This window comes from Oryzihumus sp. (genome assembly GCF_054325275.1).
In genome coordinates, this window is record NZ_JBTCWL010000030.1 from 22,818 (window position 1) to 43,162 (window position 20,345).

General features: G+C 72.5%; 23 protein-coding genes. 13 read left to right on the plus strand and 10 right to left on the minus strand.

From position 1 onward, the window contains the following. The first annotated feature begins 60 nt into the window (after positions 1-60). The 4 genes from ACXVGS_RS09735 (at position 61) to ACXVGS_RS09750 (ending at position 3,854) form a co-directional block, all read left to right on the plus strand. Complete coding sequence (locus tag ACXVGS_RS09735) at positions 61-1,623, plus strand: molybdopterin-dependent oxidoreductase (RefSeq protein ID WP_458536894.1); 1,563 nt, start codon at positions 61-63, stop codon at positions 1,621-1,623. Positions 1,624-1,710: 87 nt separating this feature from the next. Continuing rightward, positions 1,711-2,361 (plus strand): fasciclin domain-containing protein, encoded by a 651-nt coding sequence (locus tag ACXVGS_RS09740; RefSeq protein WP_458532858.1) that lies wholly within the window; start codon positions 1,711-1,713, stop codon positions 2,359-2,361. A 24-nt stretch (positions 2,362-2,385) separates the two neighbouring features. Further along, entirely contained in the window at positions 2,386-3,015 is a 630-nt protein-coding gene (gene sigK, locus ACXVGS_RS09745; RefSeq protein WP_458529119.1) for an ECF RNA polymerase sigma factor SigK, read from the plus strand. Next, on the plus strand, positions 3,012-3,854 hold the full coding sequence (locus tag ACXVGS_RS09750) for an anti-sigma factor (protein WP_458529120.1): 843 nt from the start codon (positions 3,012-3,014) through the stop codon (positions 3,852-3,854). Before sigK ends, ACXVGS_RS09750 begins: the two co-directional genes overlap by 4 nt. Positions 3,855-3,891: 37 nt before the next feature. Here ACXVGS_RS09750 and ACXVGS_RS09755 read toward each other — a convergent pair whose 3' ends face one another. From ACXVGS_RS09755 to ACXVGS_RS09775, 5 genes are read right to left on the minus strand one after another with little or no spacing between them, the layout of a single operon-like run. Continuing rightward, on the minus strand, positions 3,892-4,776 hold the full coding sequence (locus ACXVGS_RS09755; protein ID WP_458529121.1) for an LLM class flavin-dependent oxidoreductase: 885 nt from the start codon (positions 4,774-4,776) through the stop codon (positions 3,892-3,894). A gap of 5 nt (positions 4,777-4,781) precedes the next feature. Next, a complete protein-coding gene (locus tag ACXVGS_RS09760) occupies positions 4,782-5,561 on the minus strand; it encodes an amino acid ABC transporter ATP-binding protein (RefSeq protein WP_458532859.1) in 780 nt (259 codons plus the stop codon). Beyond that, a complete protein-coding gene (locus ACXVGS_RS09765; RefSeq protein ID WP_458536895.1) occupies positions 5,558-6,352 on the minus strand; it encodes an amino acid ABC transporter permease in 795 nt (264 codons plus the stop codon). Before ACXVGS_RS09765 ends, ACXVGS_RS09760 begins: the two co-directional genes overlap by 4 nt. 6 nt (positions 6,353-6,358) lie before the next feature. Beyond that, positions 6,359-7,165: a transporter substrate-binding domain-containing protein gene (locus ACXVGS_RS09770; protein WP_458529124.1), complete on the minus strand. Its 807-nt coding sequence runs from the start codon at positions 7,163-7,165 to the stop codon at positions 6,359-6,361. A gap of 20 nt (positions 7,166-7,185) precedes the next feature. Continuing rightward, positions 7,186-7,557 carry a sterol carrier family protein gene (locus ACXVGS_RS09775; RefSeq protein ID WP_458536896.1) on the minus strand — a complete coding sequence of 124 codons (372 nt, stop codon included), beginning with the start codon at positions 7,555-7,557 and terminating at the stop codon, positions 7,186-7,188. A gap of 54 nt (positions 7,558-7,611) precedes the next feature. Here ACXVGS_RS09775 and ACXVGS_RS09780 point away from each other — a divergent pair, with 54 nt between their 5' ends. Together ACXVGS_RS09780 and ACXVGS_RS09785 are read left to right on the plus strand one after the other, a co-directional pair. Continuing rightward, the gene (locus ACXVGS_RS09780; RefSeq protein WP_458529126.1) at positions 7,612-8,658 is read left to right on the plus strand and encodes a zinc-dependent alcohol dehydrogenase family protein; all 1,047 of its coding nucleotides are present in this window, start codon (positions 7,612-7,614) and stop codon (positions 8,656-8,658) included. Then, a complete protein-coding gene (locus ACXVGS_RS09785; protein WP_458532170.1) occupies positions 8,659-9,471 on the plus strand; it encodes a spermidine synthase in 813 nt (270 codons plus the stop codon). A 49-nt stretch (positions 9,472-9,520) separates the two neighbouring features. Here the strand turns inward: ACXVGS_RS09785 and ACXVGS_RS09790 are convergent, their stop codons facing one another. Genes ACXVGS_RS09790 through ACXVGS_RS09805 form a run of 4 tightly spaced genes read right to left on the minus strand, consistent with a single transcriptional unit; the run spans position 9,521 to position 13,538 of the window. Further along, positions 9,521-10,324, minus strand: a complete 804-nt coding sequence (locus tag ACXVGS_RS09790) for an ABC transporter permease (protein ID WP_458534770.1) — start codon at positions 10,322-10,324, stop codon at positions 9,521-9,523. A 10-nt stretch (positions 10,325-10,334) separates the two neighbouring features. Then, entirely contained in the window at positions 10,335-11,201 is an 867-nt protein-coding gene (locus ACXVGS_RS09795; protein WP_458532168.1) for an ABC transporter permease, read from the minus strand. Between the two features lie 4 nt (positions 11,202-11,205). After that, positions 11,206-12,426, minus strand: a complete 1,221-nt coding sequence (locus ACXVGS_RS09800; RefSeq protein ID WP_458529130.1) for an ABC transporter substrate-binding protein — start codon at positions 12,424-12,426, stop codon at positions 11,206-11,208. A gap of 38 nt (positions 12,427-12,464) precedes the next feature. Beyond that, positions 12,465-13,538 carry an ABC transporter ATP-binding protein gene (locus ACXVGS_RS09805; RefSeq protein ID WP_458529131.1) on the minus strand — a complete coding sequence of 358 codons (1,074 nt, stop codon included), beginning with the start codon at positions 13,536-13,538 and terminating at the stop codon, positions 12,465-12,467. A gap of 180 nt (positions 13,539-13,718) precedes the next feature. Between ACXVGS_RS09805 and ACXVGS_RS09810 the strand changes: the two genes are divergently transcribed. The 7 genes from ACXVGS_RS09810 to ACXVGS_RS09840 all read left to right on the plus strand — a co-directional run bounded on the left by ACXVGS_RS09810 (position 13,719) and on the right by ACXVGS_RS09840 (position 19,746). After that, the gene (locus ACXVGS_RS09810) at positions 13,719-14,477 is read left to right on the plus strand and encodes a FadR/GntR family transcriptional regulator (RefSeq protein ID WP_458532167.1); all 759 of its coding nucleotides are present in this window, start codon (positions 13,719-13,721) and stop codon (positions 14,475-14,477) included. A gap of 26 nt (positions 14,478-14,503) precedes the next feature. Beyond that, on the plus strand, positions 14,504-15,262 hold the full coding sequence (locus tag ACXVGS_RS09815; protein ID WP_458536897.1) for a cache domain-containing protein: 759 nt from the start codon (positions 14,504-14,506) through the stop codon (positions 15,260-15,262). A 10-nt stretch (positions 15,263-15,272) separates the two neighbouring features. Next, positions 15,273-15,563, plus strand: a complete 291-nt coding sequence (locus ACXVGS_RS09820; protein ID WP_458529134.1) for a muconolactone Delta-isomerase family protein — start codon at positions 15,273-15,275, stop codon at positions 15,561-15,563. A 79-nt stretch (positions 15,564-15,642) separates the two neighbouring features. Next, positions 15,643-16,020: a helix-turn-helix domain-containing protein gene (locus ACXVGS_RS09825; RefSeq protein WP_458534771.1), complete on the plus strand. Its 378-nt coding sequence runs from the start codon at positions 15,643-15,645 to the stop codon at positions 16,018-16,020. A gap of 3 nt (positions 16,021-16,023) precedes the next feature. Further along, the gene (locus ACXVGS_RS09830; RefSeq protein WP_458532165.1) at positions 16,024-17,025 is read left to right on the plus strand and encodes an extracellular solute-binding protein; all 1,002 of its coding nucleotides are present in this window, start codon (positions 16,024-16,026) and stop codon (positions 17,023-17,025) included. Further along, the gene (locus ACXVGS_RS09835) at positions 17,022-18,707 is read left to right on the plus strand and encodes an ABC transporter permease (protein ID WP_458536898.1); all 1,686 of its coding nucleotides are present in this window, start codon (positions 17,022-17,024) and stop codon (positions 18,705-18,707) included. Before ACXVGS_RS09830 ends, ACXVGS_RS09835 begins: the two co-directional genes overlap by 4 nt. Before the next feature lie 34 nt (positions 18,708-18,741). Beyond that, complete coding sequence (locus ACXVGS_RS09840) at positions 18,742-19,746, plus strand: ABC transporter ATP-binding protein (RefSeq protein ID WP_458529138.1); 1,005 nt, start codon at positions 18,742-18,744, stop codon at positions 19,744-19,746. Here the strand turns inward: ACXVGS_RS09840 and ACXVGS_RS09845 are convergent. Then, on the minus strand, positions 19,716-20,345 hold a 630-nt coding region (locus ACXVGS_RS09845; protein WP_458536899.1), incomplete at its 5' end, for a DUF6390 family protein. The genes ACXVGS_RS09840 and ACXVGS_RS09845 overlap by 31 nt on opposite strands.

Genomic DNA, 20,345 nt, shown 5'->3' on the forward strand with positions numbered 1-20,345 from the left:
CCCACGGTAGGCGATCGGCTCCGGACCCATCCGGACGGGGCCGGGCACCGAAGACCAGGCATGGGGATCCGCACCGCCGTCAGCGCCTCGTGGCGCCACGCCGTCACCGGCGTGCTCGCCGCCGTGGCGGGTATCGCGGCCGGTCACCTGGTGGCCGGCCTCACCAACCCGGCGGCCTCACCGGTGCTGGCGGTCGGCTCGACCGTCATCGACGCGACCCCCACCCCGGTCAAGGAGTGGGCGGTCGCCCACTTCGGGACCAACGACAAGCTGATCCTGCTGGGCAGCGTCACCCTCGTGACCCTCCTGCTCGCGGCGGCGGCGGGCGTGCTGGGCCGGCGCCGTCCCGCCGTCGCCGTGTCCTTCGTCGTGGTGCTGGCCGCCCTGGCCACCGCCGCGGCGCTGACCCGTCCCGTGGCCGCCCCGGCGGACGCGCTCCCGGGCGTGACCGCCGCGGTGGTCGGGCTGGGCGTGCTCGTGCTGCTGTTCCGGCTCATCGACGGCGGTGCGGCCCGCGGCGGACTGGCCCGGTCGGCATACCCCACGGCCGGCGACAGCCGGCGCAGCTTCCTCCTCGGCGCGACCGGGGTGGCAGTGGGAGCCGTCGGCGTGGCCGCCCTGGGCCAGAAGCTGGCCGGCTCCGGCGACACCGGGGTCACCACCCTGCCCGCGCCGCGCGACCCCGCACCCGCCTTGCCCGCCGGGCTCGAGGCCAGGGTCGACGGCATCTCGCCGCTGCGCACCTCCAACGCCGCGTTCTACCGGGTCGACACCAACCTCGTCGTGCCCCGGGTGAGCGCTGACCGCTGGCGGCTGCGCATCACCGGGATGGTGGACCACGAGCTGACCTTCAGCTACCGCGACCTTCTCGCGATGCCGCTCATCGAGCGCGACATCACCATGACCTGCGTCAGCAACGAGGTCGGCGGCGGCTACGTCGGGGCGGCCCGCTGGCTCGGCGTGCGCCTGTCCGACCTGCTCGAGCGGGCCGGCGTCCACGCCGACGCGGACCAGCTGCTGAGCACCGCCGTCGACGGGTTCACCATCGGCACCCCGATGAAGGTCGTGCGCGACGGCCGCGACGCGCTCGTGGCGGTCGGGATGAACGGCAAGCCGCTGCCGGACAAGCACGGCTTCCCGGCCCGGCTCGTCACCCCGGGGCTGTACGGCTTCGTCGGTGCCACCAAGTGGCTGACCACGCTGACGGCCACCACCTACGCGAAGGACCAGGCGTACTGGACCCGGCGCAAGTGGGCGACCGACGCACCGATCAAGACCTCGGCCCGCATCGACACCCCGCGACCGCTGTCGACCATCCAGGCCGGCACCACGCCATCGGCGGCGTCGCCTGGGCGCAGCACCGCGGGGTCGCCGGGGTCGAGGTCAGCATCGACGGCCGCCCGTGGCAGCAGGCCACGCTCGGGCCCGACGTCGGCCTCGACTACTGGCGCCAGTGGTACCTGCCGTGGAAGGCCACCTCCGGCCGTCACCAGCTGCGCGCACGCGCCATCGACCGCACCGGCGCGGTGCAGACCGACCAGCGCGCCACCCCGTTTCCCAGCGGCTCCAGCGGCATCCAGGAAGTCATCGTGCTGGTCGGCTGAGACGCGACCTGGTCGCTGAAAACTATTGCGCCTCAGACCAATCCAGCCGCAGATCAGCATCGAACTACCAGTGCAAGCAGGACATCAGACACAAGGAGACCACGCCATGAAGATCCGTCGCGCCAGCGCCATCGCCGGCCTCGCCCTCGCCCTCCCGCTCGGCCTGGCTGCCTGTGGCAACAGCGGCACCGACGCTGCCAGCAGCTCCTCGTCCTCGACGTCCTCCGACTCGATGACCTCCAGCCCCTCGGACACCATGTCCTCGTCCAGCGACGCCTCGGCCATGGTCTTCGGCGCCAGCTGCGCGGCGGTGCCGAAGGACGGCAAGGGCAGCTTCAACGGCATGGCCACCGACCCGGTCGCCACCGCCGCGAGCAACAACCCGCTGCTGTCCACGCTGGTCACCGCGGTCAAGCAGGCCGGCCTGGTCGACACGCTGAACTCGGCCCAGGGCATCACCGTCTTCGCCCCGACCAACGACGCCTTCGGCAAGCTCGACAAGGCCACCCTGGACAAGGCGATGAAGGACCCCAAGGGCCTGCTGACCAAGGTGCTGACCAACCACGTCGTGGCCGGCAAGCTCGCCCCCGAGCAGCTCGCGGGCACGCACAAGACCCTCGGCGGCGGCTCGATCACGGTGGCCGGCTCCGGCGCGAACTTCACCGTGGACGGCAACGCCAAGGTCATCTGCGGCAATGTGCCGACGGCCAACGCCACCGTCTACATCATCGACAACGTCCTGGTCCCCAAGGCCTGAGCGGATTTGCCCAGGTAGAGCATCATGGTCCGCATGGCACTGGTCCCTCCGGTCGATCCGTCGCTCGGGGGGACGAGTGTGCCCACCGGCGGCCCGGGCGACGCCCGGTCCACCGAGCTCGCGGAGATGCTCAAGGGCTGCTCGCTCGGGGACGAGCAGGCCTTCACCCGGCTGTATGACGCGACCTCCTCCCGCCTCTTCGGCCTCGTCCTGCGCGTGGTCCGTGACCGCGCGCAGGCCGAGGAGGTCACCCAGGACGTGTTCCTGGAGATCTGGCGGATGAGCGCGCGGTTCGACGCCGACCGCGGGTCGGCACTGTCCTGGATGCTCACCATCGCCCACCGCAAGGCGGTCGACCGGGTCCGCTCGGCCGAGGCAGCGGGGCGACGCGATGCGGCGTACGAGGCCCGGAACCAGTCCCCGGCCTACGACGCCACGAGCGAGGAGGCTCATCGCCGCCTGGACGCCCAACGGGTGCGCCGGGCACTGGACACGCTCACCGAGGCCCAGCGCGGAGCGCTCGAGCTGGCCTACTTCGGGGGCTACACACATCGGGAGGTGGCAGCCATGCTGGAACTACCTGTCGGCACGGCCAAGACCCGCATCCGCGATGGCCTGATCCGTCTGCGCGACACGCTAGGACTCGAGTCATGAACGACGACATCCACGGCCTGTCTGGCGCCTACGCCGTCGACGCGGTCGAGGGCGAGGAGCGGGTCGCGTTCGAGAAGCACCTCGCGGTGTGCAGCCAGTGCCGCGACGAGGTCGCGACCCTGCGCGCCGCCGCCGGCGAGCTCGCGGGCCTGACCGAGGTCACCCCTCCGCCGTCCCTGCGCGCCGCCGTGCTGCGAGACATCTCCTCCGTCCGCCCCCTGCCGCCGGTCGTCGACCAACCCGAGGGCGCCCTCCAGCTCGCCGAGCCCGCCGTGGTCGTGGTGCCGGTGCCCGAGACGCCGGTGACCGAGGCCAAGGAGCCGGTCAACCCGGCGCCGGACGCCCCGGCTGCCCCCGCCGCCACCGACGAGCTCGCCCAGCGGCGGGCCCGCCGCCTCGCCACGCCTGCCCGGTGGCTGATCGGGGTCGCTGCCGCGGCCCTGCTCGCGCTGGCCGTTGTGTGGCAGCCGTGGCAGCACTCCAGCACGCCGCTCGACGCCACCCAGCGCGTCCTGGCGGCCGCTGACGCCCAGCGTTTCGCCAAGACCCTCGGCGGGGCCCGCGCGACGATCGTGCGCTCGCCGAGCATGGGCAAGGCGGTCATCGTCGCCGACAACATGCCGGCGGCACCGGCCGGCCACGTCTACGAGGTCTGGCTCCAGCACAAGGACGGAACCATGGTCAAGGCCGGCCTCATGCCCGAGGGCAGCCAGAAGCAGGTGAGCATGGTGCTCGACGGCGACGCCGCCCAGGCGGTCGGTGCCGGCATCACGGTCGAGCCCGCTGGTGGCTCCACGAGCCCAACCACACCGCCGATCGCGCTGTTCCCCTTCGCCTGACGCGACGCCGCCGAGTCATCCCGTCGAAGGCATGACGTCAGGCGAGGTCGCGGCGCAGGCGGGGGACGACCTCGGTGGCGACCTGCTCGAGGACCTCACGCCGACCGGCATACACGCCCTCGGGCCGCGGCCAGTGGCTGATCACGTCGGTGAAGCCGAGCTCGGCCGCCCGCCCGACCAGGTCCTCGAATGCGCCGACGCTCTCCATCGAGAACTGCGGCGAGGAGTCGAGGTTGAGGTAGCGCTCCAAGCCCGCGGTGTCGCGACCGGCGTCCGCCAGGGTCTGAGTGAGCCGCTCCGAGAGGGCACCCACGGCGGTGAACCACTCCTCCAGCGTGTCCACCTTCGGGCCGGTGGTGACCCACCCGGCGCCGAACCGGGCCGCCAGCCGCAGTGAGCGCGGGCCGTTGGCGGCCATGACGAACGGGATCCGCGGCTGCTGCACGCACCCGGGCAGCGTGCGGGCGTCCTGCGCCCGGAAGTACTCCCCGTCGTGGTCGACGTGGTCCTGCGTGAGGACCCGGTCCAGCAGGGTCACGAACTCCTCGAACCGGTCGACCCGCTGCTTCACGCTTAGCCCCGGGTCGCCGAGGAGGCGCGAGTCGAGGTCGCCGCCGGTGCCCAGGCCGGCGATGACCCGCCCCCCGGAGACGTCGTCGAGGGCGAGCAGGTCACGCATGAACGTCACCGGGTGGCGGTAGTTCGGCGAGGCCACGAACGTGCCCAGCCGGACCCGCTCGGTGACCAGCGCCGCGGCGGTCAGCGTCGGCGTGGTGCCGAACCACGGCTCGTCCGGCAGCCCCGCCCACGTGAGGTGGTCATAGGTCCAGGCATGGTCGAAGCCCCACTCGTCGGCCTGCCGCCACATCGGTGCGGCGTCGCTCCAGCGGTGCTCGGGCAGGATGGTCAGGCCGAATCGCATGCGGCTCAGTCTGCCCCGCCCGCCAGAGGGGCAGCAGCCGGGTCGAGCACCCGCGCCAGGAAGCCGCGGGTGCGCTCGTGCCGGGGAGCCCCGATCACCTCGCGGGCCGGGCCGTCCTCGACCACGTGGCCGCCGTCCATGAACACCACCCGGTCGGCGACCTCGCGGGCGAAGCTCATCTCGTGGGTGACGACCAGCATCGTCATGCCCTCCTCGGCCAGCGAGCGCATGACCGCCAGCACGTCGCCGACCAGCTCGGGGTCGAGCGCCGAGGTCGGCTCGTCGAAGAGCATCACCTCCGGCCCCATCGCAAGGGCGCGGGCGATGGCCGCCCGTTGCTGCTGGCCCCCGGAGAGCTGGGCGGGGAAGGCGCTCGCCTTGTCCGCCAGGCCCACCCGCGACAGGTTGTCGCGAGCAACCCGCTCGGCGGTGGCCTTGTCGGTGCCGAGGACCCGCCGCTGCGGCAGGGCGACGTTGTCGAGCACCGACAGGTGCCCGAAGAGGTTGAACTGCTGGAACACCATGCCGATCCGCCGTCGCTCGCGGTCGAGGTCGCAGTCCGGGTCGGTCAGCTCGGCGCCGCCGACGGTGACCGTGCCGGCGCTCGGATGCTCCAGCAGGTTGACGCAGCGCAGCAGCGTGGACTTGCCCGACCCGCTCGGGCCGATGACGCAGACCACCTGCCCCTTGGTGACCTCGAGGTCGATGCCACGCAGCACCTCGAGGTCGCCGAAGCTCTTGCGCAGGCCGGTGAGCCTGATCTCGGGTGTCGTGTCGGTGCTCATCGGGACCGGGCTCCCCTCGCCTCGAGCCACCGGGCGAGGAAGCCCAGCGGGATGGTCAGCAGCAGGTAGCACAGCCCGCTCACCAGGATCGGCGTCGAGTTGGCGCTCTCGCTGGCCAGGTTGCGCCCGAACGCGGTCAGCTCGCGCTCGGCGATGGTCACGCCGAAGAACAGCACCAGCGAGGAGTCCTTGAACAGCAGGACGAGCTCGTTGGCCATCGGCGGGATGACGATGCGGAACGCCTGCGGGATGACGATCGAGCGCATCGCCTTCGCGTGGCTGAAGCCCAGCGAGCGCGCCGCCTCCACCTGCCCGCGCGGCACCGCCTGGATGCCCGCCCGGATCGTCTCGGCCATGTATGCCGCGGCGACGAGTCCCAGCGCCAGCGCCACCTTGCCCATGGTGCCGCCGGGGATGACGGCTGTGGGGAACGCCAGCGGGATGGCCACGCCGATGAGGATGAAGACGATGACGGCCGGCAGCCCGCGGAACAGCTCGACGTAGACCGTGGCGAACCACCGGTAGGGCCCGACCGACGAGAGCCGCATCAGCGCGATGACCACTCCGAGTGCCAGGCCGACGACGAACCCGGCGAGGGTGTAGATGACGGTGTTGCGCAGCGCGACGGTGATGATGTCAGGGAACAGCTGGCCGGCCAGGTCGCCCTGGGCGAACTGGTTCTGCAGCTGGGCCCAGTCGGCCTTGACCGCGACCAGCACGACCACGGCGACGAACACGGCATACTGCGCGCCGCGCGACCACCGTCGTCGCTGGCGGGGTGAGAGCGCCACGACCGGCTACTTCGTGGCCGTGGTGGCCGGCACATAGGGGCCGATCCACTTCTCGTAGCTGGCCTTGTAGGACCCGTCGGCCTTCATCTCCTCGATCGCCTTGTTCAGCGCGGCGACGAGCTTGGTGTTGCCCTTGCGGACCATGATCCCGTACCGCTCGCTGGTGTTGAGGTTGTCCTTGACCTCGAACTCGGCGGCCAGGTCGGGCTTCTTCAACCAGCCGGCAACAACCGGGTAGTCGGTGATGACCGCCTCGACCTGGCCGGTGCGCAGACCGTTGAGCAGCGCGTCGCTGGACTCGAACGAGACCGGGTCCAGCCCCTGCTTCGTCGCGAACTCCTCACCCGTGGTCTGGGTCTGGGCGCCGATCTTGTGGCCCTTGGCCCCGGCGAGGTTCGCGATGCTGCTGCCCTTCTTGACCAGCAGCGCCTGCGTGGCGTCGAAGTACGGCTCCGAGAAGTCGACGTTCTTCTTGCGCTCGTCGGTGATCGTGATGCCCGCGGCGGCCACGTCGCACTGCCGGGTGTTGAGGAACGCGCCGGTCTTGAAGTTCTCGAACGGGGTGTCGAGGAAGGCCTGCTTGACCCCGAGGTCCTTCGCCGCCCGGTCGACGACGTCGACGTCGAACCCGACGACCTTGCCACCCTGCTCGGACTGGAACGGCGGGTAGGGCAGGTGGGTGCAGGTCGTGATGACGCCGGCCTTGGCCAGGCCGCTCGCCGTGTCGGTCTTGGCGCTGCTGCCCGAGCCACAGGCGGCCAGGGCGAGGACGGAGGTCAGGGCAAGCGGGATGACGGCGAGACGACGATGCATAAGGCGAGGTTATCAAGCATTCAACTTTTGCTTATCAGTGGGAGCAGCCCCGACAGGTCCGCGCGCTGGCCGCTGGCCCGGACCGTCCCACCCGACTCGGCCTCGGCCCAGCCCAGCTCACCAGTCACCAGCGCCAGCCAGGTCGGCGCGTCGGTCTCGATGACGTTCGGCGGCGTGCCGCGGGTGTGGGTCGGCCCCTCGATGCACTGCACCGCGCCGTATGGCGGGACGCGGACCTCCAGCGTCCGTCCCGGTGCGCGGGCGGCCAGCTCCTCCAGCGTGAACCGCACCGCGGTGGCCACGGTGGTGCGGTCGGCGGCGGAGGGGTCGGCGCGCCATACCTGCAGCGCCTGCAGTCCGGCGGTGGGCGCGATGCGACGACGAGGAGGCATGCGCGCATCGTCGCATTTGCATCGGGTCCGCCTCGCCACGGATGCTGTCGGGTTGTGAAGGCCACGACGATCCACGCCCCGTTCGACATCCGACTCTCCGACGTGCCCGAGCCGACCCTGCTCGCGCCGACCGACGCCATCGTGCGCGTCACCGCCTCGTGCATCTGCGGCTCCGACCTGTGGCCCTACCGCGGCGAGAACCCGATCACCGAGGGCTCGCGGATCGGCCACGAGTTCGTCGGCATCGTCGAGGAGGTCGGCGCGTCGGTCGCCTCGGTCAAGCCGGGTGACTTCGTCATCGCGCCGTTCATGTACTCCGACAACACGTGCCCGCACTGCCAGAACGGCATCCAGTCCGCCTGCTCGACCGGCGGGTTCTGGGGCGGGCACGACCACGACGGCGGCCTGGTCGACGGCGGGCAGGGCGAGATCGTCCGCGTGCCGCTGGCCGACGGCACGCTCGTCGCGACTCCTGAGGTCCCCGACGAGTCGATGGTCGCCTCGCTGCTGACCCTGTCCGACGTCATGGGCACCGGCTGGCACGCCGCGGTCGCCGCGCAGGTCGCCGAGGGCGACACGGTCGTCGTCGTGGGTGACGGCGCCGTGGGCCTCTCCGGCGTGCTCGCGGCGCACCGGATGGGCGCCGCGCGCGTCGTGGCCATGTCGCGGCACGCCGCCCGCCAGACCATCGCCCGCGAGTTCGGCGCCACCGACGTCATCGCCGAGCGCGGCGAGGAGGGCATCGCCGCGGTGCTGGAGCTGACCAAGGGCGTCGGCGCCGACGCGGTGCTGGAGTGCGTCGGCACCGACCAGGCCATGAAGACCGCGATCGCCGTGGCCCGCCCGGGCGCGACCGTCGGCTACGTCGGTGTGCCGCACGGCATCGAGCTGCCGCTGCGCGACATGTTCGTGCGCAACGTCGGCCTCGCCGGTGGCATCGCCCCGGTGCGCGAGTACCTCCCGCAGCTGCGCGACGACGTGCTCTCCGGGGCGATCAACCCCGGCCTCGTCTTCGACCTCGAGATCCCGCTGTCCGAGGTCGCCGAGGGCTACGCCGCGATGCACGAGCGCCGCGCCATCAAGACGATGCTGCGTCCGTAGTTGAGTGCCGAGGAGGTCGGGTTCGTCCCGGACGACGACGGGCGGGGCGGCGTGACCGTCATGCTCGGCGACACCCCGCAGTCGCACGTCGACCCGGGCGACCCCACCCACCTGGTCTTCGACTACGTGCAGTACTTCGCGTGCGTGCTGCAGACGCTGCCGCCCGGACCGCTCGGCGTGACCCACATCGGCGGCGGCGGCATGACCCTGGCGCGCTGGGTCAACGCCGAGCGCCCCGGCTCCCCGCAGATCGTGCTCGAGCCGCACACCACACTCACCGAGGCCGTGCGCCGCGAGCTGCCGCTGCCCCGCCGGCACCGCATCCGGGTGCGCCCGCTGGACGGCCGCACCGGCGTTGGGCAGCTCGCCGACGCCAGCGCGGACGTGGTGGTCCTCGACGCGTATGCCGCGGGCCGGGTCCCCGCCGAGCTCACCACGAGCGAGTTCCTGGCCGAGGTGGCCCGGGTGCTCAAGCCCGGTGGCGTGCTGCTGGCCAACCTCGCCGACGAGCCCGGGCTGCGCTACGTCGCCCGGGTGGCCGCCGCGGGCCGGCCGAGCCTGCCGCAGCTGGCCCTGGTCGCCAGCGTCGAGGTGCTCAAGGGCCGGCGGTTCGGCAACACGGTGCTGGTCGCCGGACGCACACCACCGGACGAGGACGAGCTGCTGCGCCGGGTGCGCCGGATGCCGTTCCCGGCCGGCGTGCGCGGGGCGGCCGAGCTGGCCCGGATGGCACAGGCGGCCCGTCCGTTCACCGACGCCGACCCCGGGATGTCCCCTCCCCCGCCACCGGCGAAGGGGTGGCGGGTGCTCTAGCCAGCCACCCGGCATACCGCCCGCTCAGTCGTCCGCAGTGTCGGGCGCGTCAGATGCGGCCGCCGGCGCTCTCGCCACCGCCGATGCGCTGCACGAGGTAGACCGGCACGAACGAGGCGACGATGAGCACCGCCGCCACGACGTTGACCACTGGCGCCTGGTTGGGGCGGAACAGGTTGCCGAAGATCCACAGCGGCAGGGTCTGCACTCCCGGACTGGCGGTGAACGTGGTCACGATGATCTCGTCGAAGGACAGCGCGAACGCCAGCAGGCCGCCGGCGAACAGCGCCGAGCGGATCACCGGCAGGGTGACCAGCCGGAACGTCTGGCCGAGGCCCGCCCCCAGGTCGGCCGAGGCCTCCTCCAGCGACGTGCCACTGCGGCGGAGCCGGGCGAGGACGTTGTTGTAGACCACGACGATGCAGAACGTCGCGTGGCCGATGATCACGGTCATCAGGCTGAGCCCGCCGAGCAGTGACCGGAAGGCGTTGTTCAGCGCGATGCCGGTGACGATGCCCGGCAGCGCGATCGGCAGCAGCACCAGGAACGACACCGACTCCCGCCCGAAGAAGCGGAATCGCTGGACTGCGAACGCCGCCATCGTCCCGAGGACGAGGGCGATGGCGGTGGCACCGAGACCCGCCTTGACGCTGGTGGCCACCGCGTTGAGCACGCCTTCGCTGGCCGCGGCCCGCTGCCACCACTCCAGCGTGAACCCCGAGGGCGGCCAGCCGAAGGTGCGGGAGGTGTTGAAGCTGTTGACCAGCACCACGAACAGCGGCACGTAGATCGCGGCGAGCCCGAGCACCACGGCGACCCGCAGCAGGATCTTGGCGCGGGTGGACAGGATCACGGGGCGCTCCTCACAGGTTGTCCAGGGCGCCGGTGCGCCGGACGAGTAGCAGGTAGATGACCATGGCCAGCACCGGGAACGTCGCCGCGGCGGCGGCGAACGGCAGGTTGTTGGCGGTCACGATGTTGTCGTAGATGACGTTGGCGAACAGCTGGGTGGCCCCGCCGACGATCTTGACCGTGATGTAGTCACCCAGGCTCAGCGAGAACGTGAAGATCGACCCGGCCACCAGCGCCGGGAACAGCAGCGGCATGACGATCGAGCGGAACGTCCTCGTGGACGACGCCCCGAGGTCGCTCGAGGCCTCCAGCAGGGAGTCGGGCACGCGCTCCAGCCCGGCGTAGACCGGCAGGATCATGAACGGCAGCCACAGGTAGGCCAGGGTCAGCACGGTCGCGAACAGCCCGTAGCCGGGTCCGTGGATCCCGAACGGCCCCAGCGCCCAGTTGATCGCTCCGTTGTCGCCGAGCATGATCCGCCACGAGTACGCCTTGACCAGGTAGCTGGCCCACAGCGGGGTCAGGATGGCGACGACCATCACCTGACGGGCGCGCGACCCGGCGACCTTGGCCATGTAGAACGCGATCGGAAGGGCAATGAGCGCGTCGACCACCGTCACCGCCGCCGCCACGCCCAGGCTGCGCAGCGCGACGGTGCGGTAGACGGAGTCCGACAGCAGGGTCTGGAAGTTCTCCCAGGTGAACTGGCGGATGATCTCGCCGGTGAACGTGTCGGTCGTCCAGACCGCGGTGACGAACATGGCCGCAAGCGACCCGAGGTAGGCGACCACCAGCCACAGCCCCGGCAGGGAGAGCAGCCCTCCCAGCCGGAGCCGCGGGTGCTGGTGGAGCACACGGGAGACGGAACGACCCGGCATACGGTCAGCCCTTGATCTCGGTCCAGGCCTGGGTCCACTTGCTGTAGTCGACGCAGGTCACGTTGGTGCGCCCGTCCAGGCAGGCCTTCGTCGGCGTGGTCCAGTAGTAGATGTTGTCCGAGTAGGCCTTGTCCGCGGCGTGGTACGTCGCGCACTGCTCCTGCATGCCCGGCTGAGTGCACGCCCCGGACTGCGCCGGCGCCTCACCGAACCACGCCGCGACCTGGGCGTTGACCTTGGGCGAGACGATGTAGTTCATCCACTGGTAGGAGCAGTTCGGGTGCTTGGACTTCGAGGAGACCATCCACGTGTCCGACCAACCGGTGGAGTTCTCGGTCGGCACGATCGCCTTGACCTTGACCTTCTTGTCGGACTGGACGAGGTTCGTGATGACCTGCCAGGTCGTGCCGATCACCGAGGTGCCGGACTCGAAGGCCTGGACCTCCTTGGTGTAGTCGGCCCAGTACTCCCCGATGAGCGGGCGCTGGGCCTTGAGCAGGTCGACCGCGGCCTTGAACTGCTTGTCGTCCAGCGCAAACGGGTTCTTGATCCCCAGGTCCGGCTTGGTCTTCATGAGGTACAGCGCGGCGTCGGCGATGTAGATCGGCGAGTCGTAGGCCGTGATCTTGCCCTTGTACGGCGAGTTCGGGTCGAAGACCGCGCCCCACGAGGTCGGCGGGGTCTTGACGACGCCCTCGTTCCACATCAACAGGTTGGCGCCCCAGCCGTGCGGGATGCCGTACATCTGGCGCTTGCCGTTCACCTCGACCGAGTTCCAGTCGCGGTCCTTGAGGAACGGGAAGATGGTCGCGTAGTTGGGCACCAGCGCGGTGTTCACCGGGGCCACGTCGCCGGAGTAGATCATCCGCAGCGTGGCGTCGCCGGAGGCGGAGACCACGTCGTAGTCCCCGGTGTGCATCAGGGTGACCATCTCGTCGGAGGTGTTGGCGACCTTGACGTTGACATGGCACCCGGTGGCCTTCTCGAACGGGTGCACCCAGTCCTGGGTCGGGTCGTTGGAGCCGTCCTCGGCGTAGCCCGCCCACGCCACGACGTTGAGCTGGCCCTCGCCGGGCCCGACCTTCTGGGCCATGGCGACCTTGGGCGGGGGCTGACGGGTGGATCCGCCGGCGCTGCTGCCACCACTGGTGGACGAGCCGCACGCCGCCAGCGCGAGCGCACCGACGGCGGCGACGGCCGCCGCGAGCGGTCGGGGCTTGAACATGGTGACCTCCAAGGTGTTCCGGGTGGTGACGGGAGGGCTCAGGCCGCGCCGACGCGGTGGGCGTGGTCCTGGTGCCAGACGAGGCGGACCGGGCGGCCCAGCCAGTCGTCGAGCTGGGTGTGTGCCGTGGCCAGGTTGGGCTGGGTGGCCACCAGGGAGGTGCCGGCCGGGGTGTCCACGAGCAGCCGGATCGCCGAGCCGAGGTAGACCACCTCGCGCACGGTGCCGTCGACGCTGCGCTCGGTCGGGCCGGCCCCGGTGGACCGGTCGACCACGCGCACCCGCTCCGGGCGGATGCTCCAGGTGCCCGGCTGGCCGAACAGGATCTCGGCGGCGGATCCGTCGACCAGGTTCGTGGTGCCGACGAACCCGGCGACGAACGGCGTCTTCGGTTGCTCGTAGACCTCGGTGGCCGTGCCGACCTGCTCGACCAGGCCGTTGTTGAAGACGGCGATCCGGTCGCTCATGGTCAACGCCTCCTCCTGGTCGTGGGTGACGAAGACGAAGGTGATGCCGACGTCGCGCTGGATCGCCTTGAGCTCGACCTGCATCTGCTGGCGCAGCTTGAGGTCGAGCGCACCGAGCGGCTCGTCGAGCAGGAGCACCTTGGGCTCGTTCACGAGGGCCCGGGCGAGGGCCACGCGCTGGCGCTGGCCACCGGAGAGCTGGGACGGGCGACGCCCGCCGAAGCCGGGCAGTTGCACCCGCTCTAGCGCCTCGTTGGCGCGCCGGTGCCGCTCCGCGCGGCCCACACCCTTGACCCGCAGCCCGTAGGCGACGTTCTGCTCCAGGGTCATGTGCGGGAAGAGCGCGTAGTCCTGGAAGACCGTGTTCACGTCGCGGTCGAACGGCGGCACCCGGGTGACGTCCTGGCCGTCGAGCACGATCCGGCCGCCAGTCGGCGCCTCGAACCCGGCGATCATCCGCAGGACCGTGGTCTTGCCTGAGCCGGACGGGCCGAGCATGGAGAAGAACTCGCCGTCGGCGATGTCGAGGTCCACCCCGCGCACCGCGTCCACTTCGCCGAAGGACTTGCGCACCGCCTCGAGGCGGATGGCTGGGGCGGTCACCGCCGACCGGGTCTGCTGTCCGGGCGTCGCTGCTTGCGCCATCGGTGAGCTCCTGTGCGATGTGGGGACGTGCGGAAATCGGTCCACAGGCTCTGGACGTGGCGCTTAACGTATGACTTCATAGGTCATTGCACAAGGGTCGAAAGGGCGAGTGACCACACTGTGACCCGCGGCCGGTCGCCTACCCTTCGGGGGACCGCGGCGAAGTGAGGAGGACGCAACGTGCCGGAGGCCATGCACCTGAGCCAGCGCGCCCGCAGCGCCGTCTTCGCCCCCCTGGCCCAGGAGAGCCGCGCCGAGATCGTCGCCCGGCGCCTGTCCGACGCCATCGCGCTGGGCCTGCTGCCCGACGCCACCCAGCTGCCCAGCGAGGCCGACCTGGCCGCCCGCTTCGGCGTCGCCACGGTCACCGTGCGGGAGGCGCTGACCACGCTGCGCCACCGCGGGCTGGTCGAGACCCGCCGCGGCCGGGGCGGCGGCAGCTTCGTCACCGCGCCACCCGACCCCGCCGCCTCGGCCCTGCTGGCCCGACTGGAGGAGGTGTCCCCGCGCGACCTGCGCGACCTCGGCGACCACTACGCCGCCCTGTCCGGCTCGGCGGCCCGGCTGGCCGCGGAGCGGGCCGGGCCCGATGACCTCGCCCGGCTGGAGGAGGCCATGAAGGACCTCGACAACGCCGCCACCGCCCGCGAGCGCCGCCGGGCCGAGGGCCAGTTCCACGTCGAGGTGGCCGCCGCGGCCCAGTCGCCCCGGCTGACCCGGGAGGAGATCCGGCTGCAGTCCGAGGTCGGCCCGCTGCTGTGGCTGGCCCTCGACGACGGCGACGCCCACGAGTCGGCCTGCACCGCGCACCGCACGCTGACCCGGGCGATCAGCCGCGGCCACGCCGACAGGGCGCGCACCCTGGCCGAGGCGCACGTCGCCGACGCGGTCGGGCTGGCCCTCAGCCTGCGACGTCAGGCACAAGGACGACGCGCATGAGCCTCGCCGGACCTACCGTGGAGACCATGAGCCTCGCCCCGACGGCCGCTCACGGCCCCGCTCGCGCGGCCGGTGCCCTCCTCGCCTGGGCCGAGGACCACTTCGCCCGCCTCGCGCCCCTTCAAGCCGCGACCCGGCGTGCGCTCGCCGAGGAGCCGACCACCGCCGGTATGGCGCGCCTGGTCGCCCCCGTGGCCACGCGGCTGCTCGCCGACACCGACCTCGCCGTGGTGGGTGCCGGCTTCGTGGCCGCGCCCGCGGCCCTGGACGACACGGCGTACTGGCTGGAGTGGTGGACCGCCGACGAGCCGGGCGACGCACCGCAGCGGCTGGTCGTCGAGACCGACCCGGCCGGCGACACCTTCCGGGACTGGACGACCCTGCCGTGGTTCGCGGTGCCGGCCACGACCGGACGGCGGCACATCACCGGGCCGTACGTCGACTACCTGTGCACCGACGAGTACACCCTCACCTTCACCATGCCGGTGCACCGCGGCGAGGCGCTGGCCGGGGTCGTGGGCTGCGACGTCTACGTGCGCCACGTCGAGCAGCTGGCCGAGGGCTGGCTCGACCTCGTCGAGGGGCCCGCCGCCTTCGTCAGCCGCGACGGCCGGGTGCTGGTCTCCTCCGCCCCCGGCGTGGTGACCGGCGACCTGCTGCGCTCGCTGCCGCTGGCCCGGCTGTGGGAGGGCGCCGCGGTGCCCGGCCTGCACCTCAACGCGTGCGGCGACCTGCCGTTCGGCCTGGTCGTGGGCGAGGCGCTGGCCGCCGGGCGACACCCGTGATGGGCCGGCCGTGAAGTTCCTGGTGCTGTGGCGCATCGACCTCACCCTGGTCTCCGGCGAGCTGGCCCGGGCCATCGGCCGGATGCCGGCCTACGGACAGCGACTGGAGGCGCAGGGCAAGGTCCTGGCCCGCTACCACGTGGTCGGCAGCCACGGCGGTGCGTGGATCTACGACGTCGACTCGCACGAGGAGTTCGAGCAGCTCCTCGGCCTCGCGCCGGTCTTCAACTACGCCACCTACGAGGTCCACGCGTTGGCCGACATGGAGGCGGCGCCGCCGGAGGACGCCACTCCCGCGTGACCATCATTCGCTGATTGACGGACTCCCCGAGCGGGTCGAGACTGAAATGTCCCCAGGGGAATCGGGCGGGGAGATGGTCATGGGTGCACCCGGCGACCTCGGTTCGGACCGGCACATGGTCGTGAGCCAGCGGCTCCGGCTCCGGCGTCGCGCACTCGGCCTGACCCAGAAGCAGGTCGTCACCCGCCTGGCACGGCTCGGCGTCACGACCACCAACAAGGCGGTCAGCAGCCTGGAGCACGGCACCGGCCTCGACCTGGCCAAGCTCCCCGAGCTGGCGCAGGCCCTGGACTGCTCGGTCACCTGGCTGCTCGGCCTGACCGACGACCCCGTCAGCTGGTCCCCGGACACCTCGGCACGCCCGGGACTCGAGGCTGCGTCCCCGGTCGCAGCCAGCAGCGTCACGGCGGCTGCCCGCCGCTCGTGGATCCTCGGGCCACTGCCTCCGGAGGGTTGAGCCGTGGCCGCGCGAGGACGCACCCGGACCATCTCGATGGCTGGCCTCGCGCTGGCGTCGCTGGTCGCAGCCGCCTGTCATGGCAGCGCCTCCGGCCCCGATGCCCATGCGCCGACCTCGCTGACGCTCTATACCTGTGTCACCGACACGACGCAGAAGGCGGTCCTTGCCGCGTTCGCCAAGCAGCACCCCGACGTCAGGGTCCAGGTCTTCCGCGCGCCCACCGGCGAGATCAACGCCCGTGTCGCCGGGGACGTCCGCTCGGGCGGGCTGCGTGCCGACGTCGTGTGGGCCTGCGACCCGCTGACCGTGGAGCACTATGCCGCGCAGGGCCTGGTCGGCGGCTGGGCGCCGCCCAACGCCGGCGCCATCCCGGCGGCCTACCGCACCAGGGACGCGGTGGGAGGTGCGCTCTTGTACGTCGTGGCGGTGCACCACACCGGCACCCCCGCGCCCACCTCGTGGTCGGACCTGGCCACGCCGGCCTACCGTGACGCCGTCGCCCTGGCCGACCCCTCGTTCGCCGCGTCCGCGCTGGGGGCCTTCGGCTGGTTCGCGCAGGACCCCTCGCTCGGCACGGCGTACCTCACAGCGCTCAAGGCCAACGGCGCCGTCGTCGTGAAGACGCCCGACGAGGTGACCACTGGTGTCGCGCAGGGGGTCTACCGCGCCGGCATCACGATCTCGAGCTCCGCCAACGCCGCGAAGAAGGCTGGCTCGCCGGTTGAGGTCGTCTGGCCGAAGCCGGGTGCGATCGCCGTCTGGGGACCCGTCGCGCTGTCCCGCAGCTCGAAGCACCCCGCCGCCGCCAAGGACCTCATCACGTTCGTGGTCAGCCGGCCCGGACAGCAGGCCCTGGCGTCCACCGGGGCCTACCCGACGCTGCCGGGTGTGAGCGGTCCGCCGGTGCCCGCCGGCGCCGCGGTGGTGTCCCCCGACTGGGCCGGCCTCGGTGACCGGGCGCCTGAGCTCCTCGCGGACTACCGGCGGGTTTTCGGCGGATGAGCCGCACCGGCCGGCGTCGCGGCCCGTCCGTGCCGGGCCTCATTGCCGCTCTCGTCGTCGCCGCCGTGCTCGCGCTGGTGGTGGTGCCCCTGGCCCGGCTGGTCCAGACCGTCGCCGAGGGTCCTGACACGGTGGCGGGTCTCGCCGGCTCACCCGGTCTCGGTGCGACGGTCCTGCGGACACTGCTGCTGGCGGTGGGGGTGACCCTCGTGGCCGTCCCGCTCGGCACGGCGTGTGCCCTTGCGCTGGCCCACACCGCCGTCCCGGCGCGCCGGTTCTGGCAGGTGGCCGTCCTGCTCCCCCTGCTCGTGCCGCAGTTCGTCCTCGGCTACAGCTGGACCCAGGCCTATGCCCGCGCCGGGTTCACCGACCAGCTCCTCGGAGTGCACTGGCCTGCGGTGCTCGGCGTCGCCGGGGTCCTCGTGGTCCTCGTCGTGACGGCTGTGCCGATCGTGTATGCCGTGACCGCGGCCGGGCTCGCCGCCCGTGCCGAGCCAGAGATGGCCCGCGCCGCCCGGGCCAGCGGCGCCGGCGAGCTGGCGACCCTGCGCACCGTGACCGTGCCCCTGCTGCGCCCGAGCATCGCCGCCGCGGCAGTGCTGGTGTTCGTCGTGACGCTGGAGAGCTTCGCCGTCCCGCAGGTGCTCGGCGCACCCGCGTCCTTCACGACGGTCACCACGCGCATCTACTCGGACCTGGCCCTCGGGTCCGCCCCCGGCTCGTTCACCGAGGCGGTCGCCCTCGCCCTCCTGCTCGTCGTCATCGCCGCCGCCGTCGTCGCCCCCGCGGACGTCGTGCTCGCCCCGCGGCTGAGGGCAGCGCGTCAGGGCCACACCTCGCCCGTCGCGTCCGCCGAGGGCAGCCGGGCGGCCGGCCGGGTCGTGGCCGGGGTGCTGGCGCTCTGGCTGCTGTTCACGGCAGTGGTCCCGCTCCTTGCCCTGGGCGCCGCGTCGGTCACCCGCGCCGTCGGCGTGCCCCCCACCCCGTCGAACTGGACCCTTGACCACTTCCGCGCCGCGGCCGGCCCGGACACGCTGGCCGCCATCGGCCGCAGCGTGCTCCTGGGCGTCACGGCGGCCACCCTCCTCACCCTCCTCGGCGGCGCCGTGGCCGTCCTCGAACGACGCCGGGGCGGCCGCCTACTGGGCACCGTCGTCACGCTCACCCTGGTGCTGCCCGGGTCCACCGTGGCGGTCGCCCTGCTCATCGCCTACGGCCGGTGGCTGGGCGGCACGCTGGCGATCATCCTGCTCGCCTACGTCACCAAGCTCTGGGCCTACGCCCACCGTCCGGTCTCCGGCGCGCTCGACAGGATGCCGGTGTACGAGCTGCGGGCGGCCCGGGTCTCCGGGTCCGGGCCCCTCACCGCGGCCCGGACCGTCGCGCTGCGCCCCCTCGCCCCCGCCCTCCTCACCGCCTGGCTGGTCTGCCTGCTGACCTGCCTGCACGAGCTCACGATGTCCTCCCTGCTCTACGGCCCGGGCAGCCAGACCGTGGCCGTGGTGGTGCTGAATGCGCAGGAGCTCGGCGGCATCGGCGTCACCTCGGCGCTGTCGGTCCTGCTGACCCTCCTGGTGCTCGTGCCCGGGCTGCTGGTCTGGCTGCTGGCCCGACACCTGCGTATGCCGTCCGCGGGCGCCCCCACGCCCGCGGACGCGGTGGGGGCGCACCGTGCGCGGTGAGCCGCCCCCGGTCGGGACCACCCGCGAATACAGCATGGAGGTCCGCGACCTCTCCGTGGACCACGGCGGCGTCCCCGCCCTGCAGGGTGTCGACCTGCAGGTGTCCACCGGGGAGGTGCTGGCGCTGCTGGGGCCGTCCGGGTCGGGCAAGTCGACGCTGCTGGACACCGTCGCCGGGTTCGTCCAGCCCCGCTCGGGCACGGTGCTCCTGGGCGGTCGGGTGGTCGCCGGCGCGGGGCAGACCGTGCCGCCGGAGCGCCGCGACGTCGCCGTGGTGTTCCAGCAGAACGCCCTGTGGCCGCACCTGAGCGCGGTCGACACGGTGGCCTACCCGCTGCGGCGCCGGGGCGTGCCCCGGGAGGCCGCACGGCGCCAGGCGGCCGAGCTGCTGGGGCGGCTGCACGTGGGGCACCTGGCCGCGCGGCGCCCCGCGGAGCTGTCCGGCGGCGAGCAGCAGCGGGTCGGGCTGGCCCGGGCCCTGGCGCGCGGTGCCTCGCTCTACCTCTTCGACGAGCCCACGGCACACCTGGACACGCACGTGCGGGACGTGTTCCTGCAGGAGATGGCGGAGCGGCAGCGGGCGACGGGCGCGGCGGCGGTCTACTCCTCCCACGACGCCGCCGAGGCCCTGGCGCTGGCCGATCGGGTGGCCCTGCTGGACGCCAGCCGGGTGGTGCAGGTCGGCACGCCGCAGGACGTGTACGACCACCCGGTGCACGAGTGGGCCGCGCGGATCACCGGTCCGGGCGCGGTGCTGGACCTGCCAGAGGGGCGGGTCCTCGTGCGACCGGAGTGGGCAGCCCCGGACGGTCCGGAGCCCGGACGGCTGGTGGCCCTGCGCTACCGCGGGCCGTGGACCGACCTGGTCGTGGAGACCGCCGGCGGAGAGCTGCTCCTGCGCGAGCCGGGGTACAGCCCGCGGTCGGTCGGCGAGCCGCTGACCTGGCGGCTGCTGCACCGCTGGGTGCTGCCGGGTGCCGCCGACCAGGCCCGCGCCGGGGTGGTGCCTCAGCCCAGCACCGCTGCCGGCCCGGGGTGATCGACCCCGTTGTTGACGATCCCCAGGTGGTGCCGGGTGTAGTGCTTCAGGGAGGCCAGCTGCCGGGCGCTGAGCCGGTCGCACACCCACTCCCAGTGCAGCGCCACCCAGTCGCCGGGCACGAGGTCGGGCGCGAGCGTGAACCCGTCGAGGGCCCGCACCGCGGTCTCCACCCCCGGTGGTCCGAGCTCGAGGCGGCGGCCGTCCCAGGTCAGCGCCCGCGACTCCACGACTACCTGGTCGCCGGTGACCGAGAGCACCTGACCCCACCGGATCCGGCACCGGTCGAGGACGGTCAGCGCGGCCTGGTGCCGGCGGTCGTCGCCGAGCAGCCCGATCCAGGGGTAGATGCAGAGCACGTGGAAGCTGTGCGTGGGCAGCCCGCCCGCCAGGACCCCCTCGGCGAGGCTGGCGAACCGCGACCCGGCCCGGTGGCGGAACCGGTCCTCCATCGAGTCGCCGACCACGGCGGTGCCCACCCGTGGCAGCAGCCCGTTGCCCACCCAGTACGCCTCGACCACCCGGGGGTCGAGCGGGTCGGCGACCCCGACCGCCCCCGCGATGAGCTCGAGGTAGGGCCAGGCGCCCTCGAACTGCCG